This is a genomic window from Mesorhizobium sp. B1-1-5 (assembly GCF_006443065.1).
Taxonomy (GTDB): Bacteria; Pseudomonadota; Alphaproteobacteria; order Rhizobiales; family Rhizobiaceae; genus Mesorhizobium.
Genome location: NZ_VFWS01000119.1, coordinates 1 through 15,659, shown reverse-complemented (window position 1 = coordinate 15,659; position 15,659 = coordinate 1). Strand labels below are relative to the sequence as shown.

The window sequence follows — 15,659 nt, the reverse complement described above, 5'->3', positions numbered from 1 at the left end:
CCCCCTTGTGGGGGAGATGTCCGGCAGGACAGAGGGGGGCGCTGTCCCGCCGACGCTTGCCGGGTTCACGGCATAAGCAGTTCAATCGTCATTCGCCGCGTTCAGCTCTTCCGGCCGCAGCCCTTCCTCGGTATGCGGCCACGGCAAAAAATCCCGGTCGAACGCGTCGCTGCCGAAATAATCCAGCGCGCGGTGTGCCTCGGCGCCGTTGAAGGCGGCTTTGTCCATCAGATGCGCGATCACCTCGCGCGCCTGCGCGATCTTCTGCTTCAGTTCGGCGACGGTCCGGTCGGCCATAATTATCCTGCTCCCGCCTGTGGTTCCTATATGAAGGTAGTGTTTTCCGCATAACCGGCAACAGCATGCTTTTTCTCGACTCTCTAGCCGTTTCGTGCCAATCCCGCGCCATGACGCTCGACATCAAGATCTGCGGATTGAAGACCGACGCCGCGATGGCCGCCGCGCTTGCCGGCGGCGCCAGCCATGTCGGCTTTATTTTCTTCGCCAAGAGCCCGCGCTATGTCGAGCCCGCCGAGGCCGGCCGTTTGCGTCAAGCGGCGCGCGGCAAGGCCCTGGCGGCAGCCGTCAGCGTCGATGCCGATGATGCCTTTCTCGACGAGATCGTCGCCAAGATGCAGCCCGACATGCTGCAATTGCATGGTTCGGAAACGCCTGAGCGCGTTACCGAGATCAAGGCGCGTTACGGCCTGCCGGTGATGAAGGCGCTGCCCATCAGCGAGGCGGCGGATATCGATCGCATAAAACCCTTTATCGGCATCGCCGATCGCTTCCTCCTGGATTCCAAGCCGCCGAAGGGCTCGCAACTGCCTGGCGGCAACGGCGTCGCCTTCGACTGGCGCATCCTTGCCGGCCTTGACGCCGGGCTCGAATACATGCTTTCCGGAGGGCTCAACGCCGCCAATATCGGCGATGCCCTGAGACAGGCCAATCCACCCGGAATAGACGTTTCGTCCGGCGTGGAAAGCGCTCCGGGCGTCAAGGAACCGGCGCTGATCGAGCAGTTTTTCCGGGCCGTCAGGGCCGCGCGCGACGACCGCGCCGCCTGAATGCAATTCACATCAGGAGATCGGCGATGAACAAGCCGGCAATGCCCAATTCCTTCCGCACCGGGCCCGACGAGCAGGGCATGTTCGGCATTTTCGGCGGCCGCTTCGTCGCCGAGACGCTGATGCCGCTGATCCTCGATCTCGAAGAGCAGTGGAACAAGGCCAAGACCGATCCGGAGTTCAAGGCCGAGCTGCAGAACCTCTCCACCCACTATGCCGGGCGGCCGTCGAAGCTTTATTTCGCCGAGGGCCTGACCAGGCATCTTCGTGAGGTTTCCTCGGCCAAGGGCCTCGGGGGCGGCGCCAAGGTCTATTTCAAGCGCGAGGACCTGAACCACACCGGCTCGCACAAGATCAACAATTGCCTCGGCCAGATCCTGCTTGCCAAGCGCATGGGCAAGAAGCGCATCATCGCCGAGACCGGCGCCGGCCAGCATGGCGTCGCGTCGGCCACCGTCGCGGCGCGCTTCGGCTATCCTTGCGTCGTCTACATGGGCGCCACCGATGTCGCCCGCCAGAGCCCGAATGTCTTCCGCATGAAGCTGCTCGGCGCCGAGGTGCGGCCGGTCACCGCCGGCCACGGCACACTCAAGGACGCCATGAACGAGGCCCTGCGCGACTGGGTCACCAATGTCGAGGACACTTATTACCTGATCGGCACCGCCGCCGGCCCGCACCCCTATCCGGAGCTGGTGCGCGACTTCCAGTCGGTGATCGGCACGGAGGCCCGCGCCCAGATTCTGGAGCAGGAAGGCCGGTTGCCGGACGTGATCATCGCCGCCGTCGGCGGCGGCTCCAACGCCATCGGCCTGTTCCATCCTTTCCTCGACGACAAGGATGTCCGCATCATCGGCATCGAGGCCGGCGGGCGCGGCCTCGACGGCGTCGAGCATTGCGCCTCGATGAATGCCGGCAAGCCCGGCGTGCTGCACGGCAACCGCACCTATCTGTTGCAGAACTCGGATGGCCAAATCCTCGACGGCCATTCGATCTCGGCCGGCCTCGACTATCCGGGCGTTGGCCCCGAGCATTCCTGGCTGCGCGATTCCGGCCGCGTCCAGTATGAGCCGATCCTCGACGACGAGGCATTGGAAGCCTTCCAGCTCACCACCCGGGTCGAAGGCATCATCCCGGCGCTGGAATCGGCGCATGCCATCGCGCATGCGATGAAGATCGTGCCCACGATGGACAAGGACCAGATCGTCATCGTCAATCTGTCCGGCCGCGGCGACAAGGACGTGCACACGGTGGCGAACATGCTGGGCATGGAGATCTGACAATGACCACCCGCATCGATCGCCGCATGGCGAAGCTCAAGGCCGAGGGCCGCCCGGCTTTGGTCACCTATTTCATGGGCGGCGACCCCGATTACGACACCTCGCTGTCGATCATGAAAGCGCTGCCGATCGCCGGCGCCGACATTATCGAGATGGGAATGCCCTTCTCCGACCCGATGGCCGATGGCCCGGCGATCCAGGCCGCCGGCCTGCGTGCGCTGAAGGGCGGCCAGACCCTGGTCAAGACGCTGAAGCTGGCGGCCGACTTCCGCGCCGGGGACAATGACACGCCGATCGTGCTGATGGGCTATTACAATCCGATCTACATCTATGGCGTCGACCGCTTCCTCACGGACGCCAAGGCGAGCGGCATCGACGGCCTGATCGTCGTCGACCTCCCGCCGGAGATGGACGAGGAGCTTTGCATTCCGGCGCTGAAAGCCGGCGTCAACTTCATCCGCCTGGCGACGCCGACCACCGACGACAAGCGCCTGCCCAAGGTTTTGGAAAACACCTCCGGCTTCGTCTACTACGTCTCGATGACCGGCATCACCGGCTCGGCGTTGGCCGACACGGGCAAGGTAGCCGCGGCCGTCAACCGCATCAAGGGCCACACCGACCTGCCGGTCTGCGTCGGCTTCGGCGTCAAGACCGCCGAGCAGGCGCGTGTGATCGGCGCCAATGCCGACGGCGTCGTCGTCGGCACCGCGATTGTCAATGCGGTCGCCAATGTGCTCGGCCCCAAGGGCGACAAAACAGCCGATCCGGCCGAAGCCGTCGCCACTTTGGTCAGCGGTCTTGCCCAGGGCGTCCGTTCGGCCCGCCTTGCTGCGGCCGAATAGCCCGATTATTTGTTCTTGAGCAATTCCGGCCGGAAACCGCCACAGACTTTCCCTGGAATTGCTTGAAGTCCTTTCCAGGACAGGAGCCGAAGCCATGAACTGGATCACCAATTACGTCCGCCCGAAGATCAATTCGATGCTCGGCCGGCGCACCGACATGCCGGAAAACCTCTGGATCAAGGATCCCGAGACCGGCGAGATGGTCTTCCACAAGGATCTCGAATCCAACCAGTTCGTCATCCCGGCTTCCGGCCACCACATGAAGATCTCGGCCAAGGAGCGGCTGAAATATTTCTTCGACGACGGCAAATACGAGGTGCTGGAAAACCCCAAGGTCGTCCAGGACCCGCTGAAGTTCCGCGACGAGAAGCGCTACAGCGACCGCCTGAAGGAGGCCAAGGCCAAGACCAGCCTCGAGGATGCGATCCTCAACGGCGCCGGCACCATCGACGGGCTGCCGGTCATCGTCACCGTGCAGGACTTCGCCTTCATGGGCGGCTCGCTCGGCATGGCCGCCGGCGAAGCCATCGTGCATGCTTTCGAGGTTGCGCTGCAGCGCAAGCGGCCGCTGATCCTGTTCGCCGCTTCCGGCGGCGCCCGCATGCAGGAAGGCATCCTGTCGCTGATGCAATTGCCGCGCACCACGATCGGCGTCGACCGGCTTAAGGAAGCCGGCCTGCCCTATATCGTGGTGCTGACTAACCCAACCACCGGCGGCGTCACCGCCTCTTATGCCATGCTGGGCGACGTCCACATCGCCGAGCCCGGGGCGCTGATCGGCTTTGCCGGACCGCGCGTCATCGAGCAGACCATCCGCGAAAAACTGCCCGACGGTTTCCAGCGCGCGGAGTATCTGATGGAGCACGGCATGGTCGACATGGTCGTGTCGCGCCTCGAGATGCGCCGGACCATTTCCCGTCTCTTGAAGATGCTGCTCAAGATGCCGGAGACAGAGAAGCCGCTGGAGCCGGAGATCCTGCCGCCGGCAGTGGTCAATGCCGAGCCGCGCCCGCAAGCCTGACGCGATGTCGGCCTGAAGCGATATATCGGCTTGGCGCGACATCGCTCGCCGCGAACCGCGAGTGTTGCGTGCTGTAGCCTCTGATTTGCGCACGGCTCGTTCGAACCGATTCCCGGTTTCGGGAACCGCCCGCCAAAGCAATTCCAGGAAATGTGAAACGGTTTTCCGTTTGGAATTGCGCCAACAAAAAAGAGAGAGCGGTTCTGCATTCCATGAGATGATGAACCGCTCTAGGATTCCAATCATGACAACGCTTTCCGCCGAACGCGAAATCGAACATCTGATGACGCTGCACCCGAAAGGCTTCGACCTTTCGCTGGATCGCGTCACCGGGCTTCTCGAGCGTCTCGGCAATCCGCAGGATCGGCTGCCGCCTGTCATCCACATTGCCGGCACCAACGGCAAGGGCTCCTGCGCCGCCTTCGCGCGCGCGCTGCTGGAGGCCGCCGGCCACCTTGTCCACGTCCACACCTCGCCGCATCTGGTGAACTGGCATGAGCGCTACCGGCTGGCGGCCGAAGGCGGCGGCAAGCTCGTCGAGGACGATATTTTCGCTGAGGCCATCGCGCGTGTCGCCGAAGCCAATGGCGGCCAGAAGATCACTGTCTTCGAGATCCTCACCGCCGTCACTTTCATCCTGTTTTCGGAGCATCCGGCGGAGGCCGCGATTATCGAGGTCGGCCTCGGCGGCCGCTTCGACGCCACCAATATCATCAAGCGGCCGGCGGTTTCGGTGATCATGCCGATATCGATGGACCACGAAGCCTATCTCGGCGACCGCGTCGAGCTGATCGCCGCTGAGAAGGCCGGCATCATGAAGCGCGGCTGCCCGGTGGTGATCGGCGCCCAGGAAAGCGACACCGCGCTTCAGGTGCTGATCGAGTCGGCCGAGCGGCTGGATTGCCCGACCGTGGTCTATGGCCAGGATTTCCTCGCCTTCGAGGAAAACGGCCGCATGGTCTATCAGGACGGGGACGGGCTGATGGACCTGCCCTCGCCGCGCCTGCCGGGGCGCCATCAATACGCCAACGCCGCGGCGGCGATCGCCGCCGTCAAGGCGGCCGGCTTCGAGATCGGCCATCGCGCCGCCGAGCGGGCGATGACCCATGTCGCCTGGCCGGCACGTATGCAGAAGCTGACCCAGGGCAAATTGGTCGACCTGGCGCCGAAGGGCGCCGAGATCTGGCTGGACGGCGGCCACAACCCCGGCGCCGGCATCGTCGTCGCCGAGGCGCTGGCCGAGCAGGAGGAAAAGAACCCGAGGCCGCTGGTCCTGATCTCCGGCATGATCAACACCAAGGACCAGACCGGCTATTTCAGCGCCTTCAAGGGGCTTGCCCGCCATGTCTACACCGTGCCGGTAACCAGCAGCGACGCCGGTGTGCCGAATGACGAGCTGGCATTGCGTGCCGAAGAGGCCGGCCTGTCGGCGGAGCCGGTCAGCTCAGTCGCCAACGCGCTGATGCTGTTGCGCGACTCTTGGGATGGCCCGGCGCCGCGCATCCTGATCGGCGGCTCGCTCTATTTCGCCGGCGCCGTGCTGGCCCAGAACGGCACGCCGCCGACCTGAGCCGAAACTGGGACAGCATCGCGGATTTCGGCGGGGGCCGAAAGGAACCGGCCATGATCAAGGTGAAGCAGCTCGCTCATGTCTGCATCTTCGCGCACGACCTGGAGGCGACGCGTCGCTTCTATCGTGACGTGCTCGGCATGGACACGCGGTTCAATTTCCTGCGCGACGGCAAGATCTTCGGCTTCTATCTCGACTACGGCGGCCGCAGCCATGTCGAGGTGTTCGAGAAAAGTGAATCCAGCTACAGCGAGGCGAACCAGATCAACCATTTCTGTCTCGAGGTGGAAGACATCGAGGCGGCCATCGCTCACATCCGATCGAAGGGCGTCGAGGTCACGCCGAAAAAGCTCGCCTGCGACGACACATACCAGGCCTGGCTCGCCGACCCCAACGGCGTGAAGATCGAGCTGTTCGAATACACCGCCAAAAGCGCGCAATTCACCGGCGGCGACCGTGTCGCCGATTGGTGACTAATGCATGTCGACCCAAGTGAGCAGCGCTTTGGGAGAACGACATGCATCAAACAAAGACTTAGAGGCGTCACCTGGATCCGATTCAACGCGGCGCGCTATAGCTGGTTGATCAGTCCAAATTCTGCCGGCGGCGCCAACTCGCGGTCTTCTCGGATGATTTTGTCCAGATCGATGTCGGCGCCGCTCTCAGTCGCCAGGCGAGCGTAGAAACTAGACGCCGGTTCGCGTCCCGCTTCCCGGATTTCATAGGATTCAAGCGCGCGTTCGACCACATCGGCTATGGAGCGATTTTCCCGACGAGCAAGTCGGTGAGCAAGATCTCGTGCTTTCGCGCTACGGACTGAGAGCCGTGGTTCGGCCATATGAGAAACTCCGTTTTGACCAAACATAGGCCCGCCGAAGCACGCAATCAAAATGGCAATTGATTGCTAGCCACCATCCGCCTTTCCTGGAGCGCCCTAAACGGCAAGATGCAGAGCGGCGGGCAGCGCCAGCGAGAGCCCTGACAGGAAAAGCAGGACAAAGACGATCTTTCGCATTGTCCCTTGCGACAATGACGGTGGCCAGCGGCGCGCCGAATAGGTCATCAGCATTACAGCCGGTATGGCGACGACGAGCGCGACAGGCGACATGGTCGGCAGGTTGCCGCTTGCCGCCACCAGGATAAGCCGGACCACCTGCGCGGCCCCGAAAGCGGTGACCAGCGTTTCACGGATTCGTACATGCGGCATTGGCTGGCGAAAGAGATGATAAACGAGCGGCGGGCCGCCGGTCGCAAACAGCCCACTCATCAGGCCCGAGACGACACCGAAGCCGACGAAACTCGCGCCCGATGATCGTTTTGCCAAGCCGGCAGGCCTGATGGCCAGTTGCAGGCTGGACATCATGATGACCAGGCCGAGCCCGATTTTCAGCAGGTCGGCCCGCGTATCCGCCAGCCATTCCAACAGGGCATACCCCAAGAGCAGCGAGGGCAAACTTGCGATCAGGATAAGCCTTAGCTCCCGGCGCGCAATCTCGCGCCAGCCGCCCTGGATCAGCATCTGCGTGGCGTTGACCAGGGTCAGCATGCCGACCATGGCGGCTGCGTCGGGCAGCGGCAGCAAGCCGGCAAGCGCAATCGCGCCCATCATCACCAGGCCGAAGGCGAAGCCCGTCAGGGTCTGGACATAAGCGGCCACGGCCGCAAAACCGGCAAAGGCGAGGAGAGGCGTTAGACCCACGACATCCCGCACGAGGCCGGAAAGGAAACGTGCAAGCCGGCAATCACGGCCGGCCTACTTCAGCTCGATCTCGATGAAGGCGTATTCGCCGTCATTGGCATTGATGACGTCGTGCTCGACGCCCTCCCGGCGGAAATAGGGCGCGCCTTGCTTCATCTCGGCGAAGGATTCGCCGTCCTTGGTCACCAGCTTCACCTTGCCGTCCATCAGCGGCACGACGACATAGTCGTGGCCATGGCGGTGCCAGCCGGTGTTGGCCCCCGGCGCGAAGCGGTATTCGGTGACGATGACGCGCTCATTGTCGACGTGAACTATGGCCTTGGCGGTTCCGGTCATGGAGCTCTCCCTTTCCTGCGAACAGAGGACACGGAGTGCCCGCAGGCGAGAGCCAGAGCGCAACGAGCCATGACGCCAAAGAAAAGCCCGGCGCGATGGCCGGGCTTGGATCTTGAAAACTTCAGATTGGCTCAGGCGAGGCTGCCGTTGATCCAGTGCGACAGCGCGGTCTTCGGCGCGGCGCCCACCTTCATGTCGGCGACTTCGCCGCCCTTGAAGATCATCAGCGTCGGGATCGAGCGCACGCCGTACTGCGCGGCAAGCTCCGGGTTCTCGTCGATGTTGAGCTTTGCGACCTTGATCTTCGCGCCAAGCTCGTTGGCGATGTCTTCCAGCGCCGGCGCGATCATCTTGCACGGGCCGCACCATTCCGCCCAGAAATCCACCACGACCGGCTCCTTGGCGTTGAGCACATCGGCCTGGAAATTGCCCTTGTCGACCTTGACGGTGGCCATGCTGAAATCCTTTCGAAAACTCGGGTTGCACCAAATGTGGTGGTAGTGGCGGCGATCTTCAAGCAGTTCTTGTGTCACGCTGCCGTGAGTCGGGCAAGGGCGTCATCCATGGCGGGGGCGGGCAGCTCGATCAGGCGCGGCGCCTCAGTGAACAGCAGCGCGGCAGTCACCTCGCGGCCCGGATAGAGCGGCTGAAGCAGCGCGCGGTAGAGCGCAAGCTGCAGCACATAGGCAGGCGGCACCTCGGCCAGGTTCCCGGGAGCCGGTCGGTTGGTCTTGTAGTCGACGATCGACACCTTTTCGGGCGTGACCGCCAGCCGGTCGATCTTGCCGGAGATCGAGCGCAGCTTGCCCTTCACCTCGAGGCTGCCCATGACGGCCACCTCAGCTCGCGAGGATGGCGAGAACAGCGCGCCGAAGCGGTTGTCGGACAGGATGGCGAGCACCGCATCCAGCGCCTTGTCGCGCTCGCCGTCCGGCCAGCCGGCGCCAGCGCGCGCCAGGTAACGCTCGGCCGCGCCTTGCCTTTCCTCCTCCGCGATGCCGGGCAGCAACTGCAGCAATTTGTGCAGGGCAAGACCGCGCATGATGGCAAAGCCGGGTTCGGCGGCGGCGTCGAGCACCGGCGAGCGAGTGTCGGAGACGGCTTCCTTCGCCTCGTCGATCAGCGCCGAGGCGCCGGAAGGCGAAAGCGGCCGCGGCAGCTCCTCATAGGGCGGCAGCGGCCGGAACAGGTCTTCAGGCAGCGGCGCTGTGTGCTCGAACGGCCCTGCCTCGTCGATGCCGGTCAATGCCACCGGCGGCAGCCTGGTCATGTGGAAGCGATGTACCGCCACCTCGGCGGTCGCCGGATGCCGGCGCTCGGAACTCTCGGGCGCGCCGAGCAACGCGCGGCTGACGATCGAATGCCACGTGCCGGGGTTGGGTTGCCGCTTGCCGTGATAGCCGCAGACGACCAGCCGGTCCTCGGCACGGGTCATGCCGACATAGAGCAGCCGCCGGTATTCGTCGTCTGCCAATTCGCGCGCCCGGACCGAAGCCGCCTTCGAGACGCCATTGGCGACATCGCTGGCCGAGCGCCACAGATAGCCTTTGCCCCTCCACTGCGTTCCCGAGCTCTCGAAGGGCATCAGCCGCGGCAGATGCTGGTCGCTGAACGGCGCCGAGCCGCCATCGACCAGGAAAACCACCGGCGCCTCCAGACCCTTGGCGGCGTGCACGGTCATAACGCGGACCTCGTCACGCGTCTGGTCCATCTCGCGCTTGATCTCGGGACCGGCATTTTCCAGCGTCGACAGGAAGGATTCCAGCCCCGGCAGGCCGGTGCGTTCCTCGGCCAGGCAAAAGCTCAGGAACTCGTCGAGGATGTCGCCGGCTTCGGGTCCCAGCCGCGCCGTCATCTTGCGGCGCAACCCGTCGCGCGCCAGCGCCGCGGCATAGAATTCGAACACCGGCTTGAAGGCCACTTCGGTTGCCCAGCCGTCGAGCCGGCTAACGACGGCGGCGAGTGCCACATCCTCGGCCGCATGTTGCCTGAGCGAGGCGATCAGCGACTGGCCCTTCGGCCTCCCGCCGGCCAGCGCCAGCAAGCTTTCCTCCGAAACCTCGAAGATCGGGCTGCGCAGCACGGCGGCCAGGGAAAGATCGTCCTCCGGCTGGATCAGGAAATGCCCAAGTGCGATCAGGTCCTGCACGGCGATATGGCCGGGCAGGCTCAGCCGGTCGGCGCCGGCGACCGGGATCTGCCGGTTCTTGAGGCTGCGCGACAGCGCATGGACGAAACGATCGCGCTTGCGCACGAGGACCAGGATGTCGCCGGCGGTCAGCTTCCTGCCCTTGCCTTCGATGACCTCGCCGCTGCGCAGCCAGGTCTGGATGGTCGTGGCGACATGCTCGGCCACCCGCACCGCGGGCGCGCTGGCATGGTTGACCGGCAGCGTCCAATCGTCCGGCTCCTCGACCATCTCGGCGCCGACCGAGGGCCACACCTCGACATAGCCCGGCGCGTCATTGCGGATCGCCTTGTGGCTCAAAGGGTCTGGATCGTGGCTGATGCCGCGCCTGACGCCCGGTTCAGCGAAGACGCGGTCGACGGCGGCCAGCACGTCGTCGCTCGACCGGAACGACCACGTGAGCTTGAGATTGGCGAAGTCGGCCTCCGCGTCGCGCACGCGGCCGGCGAACAATAGCCGGCTTTCGGCGAAGGAATCCGGCGCCGCGCCCTGGAAGGAGTAGATCGACTGCTTCTCGTCGCCAACGGCAAAGACAGTCCGGCGCACCGCCTCGCGCTGGCCAAGCCCGGCAAAGAACTCATCCGTCAGCTTCTTCACCACTTCCCACTGGTCCGGGCTGGTATCCTGCGCCTCGTCGAGCAGGATGTGGTCGATGCCCTGGTCGAGCTTGAACTGCACCCAGGGGCCGGCATCGGGCCGCGACAGCAGGCTCACCGTGCGGGTGATGAGATCGTTGAAGTCGAGGAAACCCCGCCCGCGCTTCAACTGCTCATAGCGCGCGATCAGCCAGCCAGCGACGGTGAGCGCTGCCGCTGTCCCTTCCAGCATGCGGAACAGCGCCAGCCGATCGGTTGCGTCGAGGATTGCCTTCGCCACCACCAAATAGCGGTCCGGCAGGTCGGGCAGGCGGTCGACCAGCGCCTTCCTGAAGATTTTGGGCGGATCGTAGGGGTCGCCGTCCGCTCGCAGGAATGCTTTGGCGAGCAGGCGCAGCCGCCGGATCGGATCGGCCTCGGCAAAGGCGCTCTGCGCATAGGGCAGCACATTGTTCAACACCTGCTTGGCGTCGGCTGCCTCGGCGGCGCGAGCAAATTCGGCGAACTGGCCGGGCGAAAAGCCAGGCAGCGGCCACAGCGAAGCGGCGATGTCCTCGGCCGTCTGTCCGGGCCTGAAGCCGAATTCGGCGAACAGCGGCTGGAAATCCCGGCTTTTGCCGAGCTTGGCGATGAAACCGCGCAATTCGTCGCGCTTGCCGACGATCTCGGCAAGCAGCGTATCGAGCCCGAACTCGCCGCCGCGTTCCAGCACGGTGGCAAAGGCTTCCGCCAGCCCTTCGACGCCGGCGCCCGCGCCCGAGATCATGTCGCGGCGGGCGGCCGCGAAAAGGGAAGCCTCCATCTGCGGATCGAGCATCTCGAAATGCGCGGGGATGTTGGCTTCGAGCGGGAACTGGTGCAGCACGGATTCGCAGAAGGCATGAATGGTCTGGATTTTCAGCCCGCCCGGCGTCTCGAGCGCCTCGGCAAACAGCCGGCGTGCGCGCCGCATCATGTCGCGGTCGGCGCCGCGGCCGTCCAGCGCCGCGATCCTGACCGCCAGCTCCGCATCGGGCAGCGCCGTCCATTCCGACAGGGTCGAGAACACGCGGTTCGACATGTTGGCGGCGGCAGCCCGCGTGTAGGTGAGGCACAGGATTTTCGACGGGTCGGTGCCGTTGAGCAGAAGCCGGATGACGCGCTGCGCCAAGACATGCGTCTTGCCCGAACCGGCATTGGCCGACACCCAGGCAGAGTAGGCGGGATCGGAGGCGCGCGCCTGGCTGGCGGCGGTATCGGAGGGGATCGGATATTTCATCCTTCCGCCTCGTCCTCGCTGGCGCCGCCGGCCGACCATTCCAGCACGCGCGCCAGATGATCGTAGTCGCCGTCGGCCTCGCCCTCGCGGAAGGGCAGGGCGCGCGACAGATAGCCGGCGGTCGGGTCGGCATAGTGGAAGAGCAGCCGTTCCAGCCGCGCCCAGGCTTCCTCGGACAGATCATTGGCGGTGCGCGGCTTGCGGTTGTATTCGAGGATCGATTCTTCGAATACCTCGCCATTCGGCTTCAGCCGCACGAAGGCGAGCTGTGAGGGTTCGCGAATGCCGAGCTCCTTGAAGGCGCCGCGCCTGAGCAGCGCGCCTTCCAGCGCAAGCTGCGGCGACAGCAGCGTGTGCGCCTGCGCTTTCGAGGGCGAGGAGCCGGTCTTGTAGTCGAGGATGTCGGCCATGCCGCCGGCAAGCAAGTCGACGCGGTCGGCATAGCCGGAAAGCGTCACGCCGGTGCGGCCGACGACCGTTTTGTCGGCGCGCTCCTCGGCATAGCGCCTCGCGACCGCATCGGCGCGGCCATGCTCCCATTCGATGATGTTTTCGGCGAGCTTTTCGAAGCGCGGCCACCAGATGGCCTCGATATCCGGCGGAAGCTTTGCGTCGGCAAAGCAGGTACGGCCCGCTTCGATGAGGCTGGCCAGCGCGCTCGGCGCCCTTGGATCCTCGACCCGCCGCGAGAACAAATGCAGGATCTCATGGAACAAAGTTCCGCGTTCGGCCGCGCCCGGATCGCGGATCAACGGCTCGAGCGGCATCAGGCCGAGGATGCGCCGCGCATAGACCGCATAGGGGTCGCGGCGCAGCGTCTCGATCTCGGTGACCGAGAAATGCTGCGGGCGCATGCTGAGCGGCGGCTTCGGCTGCGGGCGGGAGGCAAAATCCTTCTTCTCGCCGGCATCGAGCGTGCGCGCCCAGGCAAGCAGCGCGTCGCCGCGCCCGCGCAATACCGCCGCCGGCTCCTTGCCGAGGAAAGTCAGGATGCGCTGCAGCCAGCGCGACGGCACCGCCGGTGCGTCGCCGGAGCGCGCCGAACGCGTCAGCACCACTTCGCCGGCGCCCATCGCCATCTGGAAGTCATGCGCGGCAAGGCCGATGCGCCGCTCCGGCGGCTCGAGATCGATGCCGGTCTTCATCAGCCGCGACATGAAGCGGTCGCTCTCGGGCTTGCGCGGCCACACGCCCTCGTTCAGCCCGCCGATGACCAGCGTGTCGACATTCTGCAGGCGAGCTTCCAGCGCGCCCCAGATGGCGATGTTGCGATCGGTGCCTTGCGCCGGCTTCACCGTCTCGGGCGCGATCAGCGCCTGCATCACGTCGGGCCACTCCGAAGCTGCGAAAGTGAAGGACGAGGACGCGGCCACCATCCCACGCAGCAGCTCGGCGAGCTTTTCGCCGGCATCGCCGGCGTAGAGCTCCGCCAGGCCGCCGTCGGCGGCGCGGCCCAGATCCTCCAGCGCGACGACGCTTGCGCGCGTCAGCGTCGCGATGTCGGCGTCTTTCTCGTCGCGGATCGCGGTGAGCGGCAAGAGCGAATTGGTAAGACGGCCAAGCATTCCGCGCGCTTGCTCGATGCCGCGCACGGTCAGGCGCGAAAACCAGAAGGGCTGCCTTGTGTCGCCGCTCAGCTCCGCCAGCCGTGTCTCGAAAAGCGCGCCGAGCGATGCGACATCGGGCCGGCCGGTGCCGCCGCGCAGCGCCACCAGCTCGATAAGCTCGGCCGCCTTGCGCACGGTCTGGCGTTCGAGGCCGAGCCCGAGCAGCGGATGCTTGAGCAACGCAAGCAGGCCGACGGGATCGCCCGGCCGGAAGGCGGCGCTCAGCGCGAGCCTGAGCAGGCTGGCGGCCGGTGTGTTGACTAAAGGCGCGCCGCCGGAATCGTCGGCGACGACGCCGAAACGCAGAAGCTCGGCCGAAACCCGCCGCGCCAGCGCGCGGTCGCCGGTGACGAGCGCCGCGCGCTTGCCCGGAGCCTCCACGGCGCGCTTCAGCGCGATTGCGATTGCCGCTGCCTCGTCGCGTTCGTTCGCCGCTTCCACCAGCGTCACGCCGCCAAGCGCCTGTTCGACGTCGAGTGCCGTGAAGCGCGGCCGTGTCTCGGTCCAGTATTCGGTGGTTTCGGCCGGCCGCAGCGCCTCGCCGACCAGGGTGGCGCGCAACGCAAGCGGCGGTGGCGCGGCGACGATGTCCTCGACGTCCCGGCGCGGAATGCCGATGCCGCCGATCAGCTTGGCGAGGCCGTATTGCGGGTGGCCGAGCGTCGCCGGACGCGCGCCGGGCGCCGTGATCGCCGTGAAGGATGCGTCGTCGAGCTCCCGGTCGAGCCCGGGCAGCACGACGGCGCCATTGGGCAGTCCGGCGATCACGCCAAGCAGTTCCGCCGTGGCGGGGATGGAGCCGGTCGAACCGGCGGCAATCACCGGTCCGGCCGGCGGAGTGCGCATCAGCCGCGCCGCCTCCAGCCGGATCAGCGCGCTGCGATGCGCGGCCGGATTGGAGCGGTCGCGCTCCTTGAGCAATTCCGGCCAGTTGTCGGTGACGATGCCGAGGAAATCCAGCGTCACCTGCCACCAGCCGGCAAGGTTGCCGGTGACCAGCGTCGCGAGCTTCGCCCAATCCGTGCCTTCGGTCTCGATCTCGTCCATCAGCCGGGCGAGGTCGCGCGCCAGCCAGATGGCGTCGGCGGCCGAGGTCGGCACCACGAATTCCTCGTTGAACCGCTCTCTCACATGCGCCGGCAGGCTTTCCTTCCAGGCGCGCACCAGCGGCGCCAGCAAAAGCAACCGCTCCTGCGCGGCGATCGGCGGCGCGAGATCTATCGCCGGCGCCGCCTCGGTGTCGAAGGCGGCCTCGTCCTCGAACTCGCCGAGCGGCCGCACCGTCGGCAGGATGGCGGAGCGTTTTCCTAAAACGTCGACGAAGGCGCCGCGCAGCGCCCGCGCCGCGCGGCGCGTCGGCACATAGATGGTGGCGTCGGCAAGCGCCAGCGGGTCGCCGTCGAAGCGGAAGCCGGGGATCAGGCGCCCGTCGAGCAACGCCCCCGCCAGCGTCGGCAGGAACGGCGCTCCGGGCGGAATGGAAAAGACGCGGCGCGTGCCGCTCATACCGCCTTCGCTAGGGCGCCGGCCACGGCTGCCTCGGCCGCCGGAATGGCGTCCGGAGTGCCGACGGTGATCCAGCGTCCGTTCATCTTCATGCCGAACAGGCGCCCTATGGCGATCGCCTTGTCGAAATAGACATTGAGCGAATGTGAGCCCATGGGCGCATCCTTGAAGATGCGCGGATGGATGATGGCGGCGCCGGCATAGATCAGGCCCGCCGGATCGCCCTTCGAGCGCCGTAGAGCTCCATCAGGGGCAACAAGGAAATCGGTGCCGACGCAATGCCCGGTCGCTGAGTCGAGATCGGTAAGCATCAGCAGAATATCCATTCTCGCGGCGTCCCATGCAAGGGCAAGACGCTCGAGGCTGGGCTGACCGCTGTCGATCCAGAAGGTGTCGGCATTGATGATGTAGAAGGGCTCGCCACCCAGAAGCGGCAGCGCCTTGACGATGCCGCCAGCCGATTCCAGCAGCGCCTCGCGCTCGTCGGAGATGACGATCTTCGGCACCTTGCGGTCGGCGACATGCGCGACGATCTGCTCGGGCAGATAGTGCACGTTGACGACTGCCTTGGCGACGCCGGCGGCTTCCAGGCTGTCCAGCCCCCAGTCGAGCAGGGTCTTGCCGGCGATCTTCACCAGCGGCTTGGGCATCGTGTCGGTGATCGGCCGCATGCGCTTGCCAAGCCCGGCAGC

General features: G+C 65.6%; 14 protein-coding genes. 6 read left to right on the top strand and 8 right to left on the bottom strand.

What is annotated here, in order from left to right:
* Positions 1-81 precede the first annotated feature (81 nt).
* Entirely contained in the window at positions 82-297 is a 216-nt protein-coding gene (locus FJ980_RS25005) for a hypothetical protein (protein WP_140546383.1), read from the bottom strand.
* 110 nt (positions 298-407) lie between these two features.
* On the opposite strand from FJ980_RS25005, the gene FJ980_RS25000 reads away from it, so the two are divergent.
* The 6 genes from FJ980_RS25000 (at position 408) to FJ980_RS24975 (ending at position 6,250) form a co-directional block, all read left to right on the top strand.
* Positions 408-1,067, top strand: coding sequence for a phosphoribosylanthranilate isomerase (locus FJ980_RS25000; RefSeq protein WP_140546384.1), 660 nt, complete (start codon positions 408-410; stop codon positions 1,065-1,067).
* Between the two features lie 26 nt (positions 1,068-1,093).
* A complete protein-coding gene (gene trpB, locus FJ980_RS24995; protein WP_140546382.1) occupies positions 1,094-2,344 on the top strand; it encodes a tryptophan synthase subunit beta in 1,251 nt (416 codons plus the stop codon).
* Between the two features lie 2 nt (positions 2,345-2,346).
* Positions 2,347-3,186 (top strand): tryptophan synthase subunit alpha, encoded by an 840-nt coding sequence (gene trpA / locus FJ980_RS24990; protein ID WP_140546381.1) that lies wholly within the window; start codon positions 2,347-2,349, stop codon positions 3,184-3,186.
* 94 nt (positions 3,187-3,280) lie between these two features.
* Entirely contained in the window at positions 3,281-4,207 is a 927-nt protein-coding gene (gene accD / locus FJ980_RS24985) for an acetyl-CoA carboxylase, carboxyltransferase subunit beta (RefSeq protein WP_140546380.1), read from the top strand.
* 244 nt (positions 4,208-4,451) lie between these two features.
* On the top strand, positions 4,452-5,777 hold the full coding sequence (locus tag FJ980_RS24980; protein WP_140546379.1) for a folylpolyglutamate synthase/dihydrofolate synthase family protein: 1,326 nt from the start codon (positions 4,452-4,454) through the stop codon (positions 5,775-5,777).
* 53 nt (positions 5,778-5,830) lie between these two features.
* Positions 5,831-6,250, top strand: coding sequence for a VOC family protein (locus tag FJ980_RS24975; RefSeq protein ID WP_140546378.1), 420 nt, complete (start codon positions 5,831-5,833; stop codon positions 6,248-6,250).
* A gap of 98 nt (positions 6,251-6,348) precedes the next feature.
* Here the strand turns inward: FJ980_RS24975 and FJ980_RS24970 are convergent, their stop codons facing one another.
* From FJ980_RS24970 to FJ980_RS24940, 7 genes are all read right to left on the bottom strand, one after another.
* Entirely contained in the window at positions 6,349-6,615 is a 267-nt protein-coding gene (locus tag FJ980_RS24970) for a type II toxin-antitoxin system VapB family antitoxin (protein ID WP_140546377.1), read from the bottom strand.
* 96 nt (positions 6,616-6,711) lie between these two features.
* Positions 6,712-7,476, bottom strand: a complete 765-nt coding sequence (locus FJ980_RS24965; RefSeq protein ID WP_140546376.1) for a sulfite exporter TauE/SafE family protein — start codon at positions 7,474-7,476, stop codon at positions 6,712-6,714.
* Positions 7,477-7,530: 54 nt separating this feature from the next.
* A complete protein-coding gene (locus FJ980_RS24960; protein ID WP_140546375.1) occupies positions 7,531-7,812 on the bottom strand; it encodes a cupin domain-containing protein in 282 nt (93 codons plus the stop codon).
* 131 nt (positions 7,813-7,943) lie between these two features.
* On the bottom strand, positions 7,944-8,267 hold the full coding sequence (trxA, locus tag FJ980_RS24955) for a thioredoxin (protein ID WP_095767992.1): 324 nt from the start codon (positions 8,265-8,267) through the stop codon (positions 7,944-7,946).
* Positions 8,268-8,341: 74 nt separating this feature from the next.
* Positions 8,342-11,854, bottom strand: a complete 3,513-nt coding sequence (addA, locus tag FJ980_RS24950) for a double-strand break repair helicase AddA (protein WP_140546374.1) — start codon at positions 11,852-11,854, stop codon at positions 8,342-8,344.
* A complete protein-coding gene (addB, locus tag FJ980_RS24945) occupies positions 11,851-14,967 on the bottom strand; it encodes a double-strand break repair protein AddB (protein WP_140546373.1) in 3,117 nt (1,038 codons plus the stop codon). Before addB ends, addA begins: the two co-directional genes overlap by 4 nt.
* On the bottom strand, positions 14,964-15,659 hold a 696-nt coding region (locus FJ980_RS24940), incomplete at its 5' end, for a nucleotidyltransferase family protein (protein WP_140546372.1). The genes FJ980_RS24940 and addB, both read right to left, overlap by 4 nt.

Coding starts and splice junctions, on each gene's coding strand:
- addB (WP_140546373.1), bottom strand. CDS start 14,967: ATGAGCGGCACGCGCCGCGTCTTTTCCATTCCGCCCGGAGCGCCGTTC.
- trxA (WP_095767992.1), bottom strand. CDS start 8,267: ATGGCCACCGTCAAGGTCGACAAGGGCAATTTCCAGGCCGATGTGCTC.
- accD (WP_140546380.1), top strand. CDS start 3,281: ATGAACTGGATCACCAATTACGTCCGCCCGAAGATCAATTCGATGCTC.
- FJ980_RS24960 (WP_140546375.1), bottom strand. CDS start 7,812: ATGACCGGAACCGCCAAGGCCATAGTTCACGTCGACAATGAGCGCGTC.
- addA (WP_140546374.1), bottom strand. CDS start 11,854: ATGAAATATCCGATCCCCTCCGATACCGCCGCCAGCCAGGCGCGCGCC.
- FJ980_RS25000 (WP_140546384.1), top strand. CDS start 408: ATGACGCTCGACATCAAGATCTGCGGATTGAAGACCGACGCCGCGATG.
- trpB (WP_140546382.1), top strand. CDS start 1,094: ATGAACAAGCCGGCAATGCCCAATTCCTTCCGCACCGGGCCCGACGAG.
- FJ980_RS24980 (WP_140546379.1), top strand. CDS start 4,452: ATGACAACGCTTTCCGCCGAACGCGAAATCGAACATCTGATGACGCTG.
- FJ980_RS24975 (WP_140546378.1), top strand. CDS start 5,831: ATGATCAAGGTGAAGCAGCTCGCTCATGTCTGCATCTTCGCGCACGAC.
- trpA (WP_140546381.1), top strand. CDS start 2,347: ATGACCACCCGCATCGATCGCCGCATGGCGAAGCTCAAGGCCGAGGGC.
- FJ980_RS25005 (WP_140546383.1), bottom strand. CDS start 297: ATGGCCGACCGGACCGTCGCCGAACTGAAGCAGAAGATCGCGCAGGCG.
- FJ980_RS24970 (WP_140546377.1), bottom strand. CDS start 6,615: ATGGCCGAACCACGGCTCTCAGTCCGTAGCGCGAAAGCACGAGATCTT.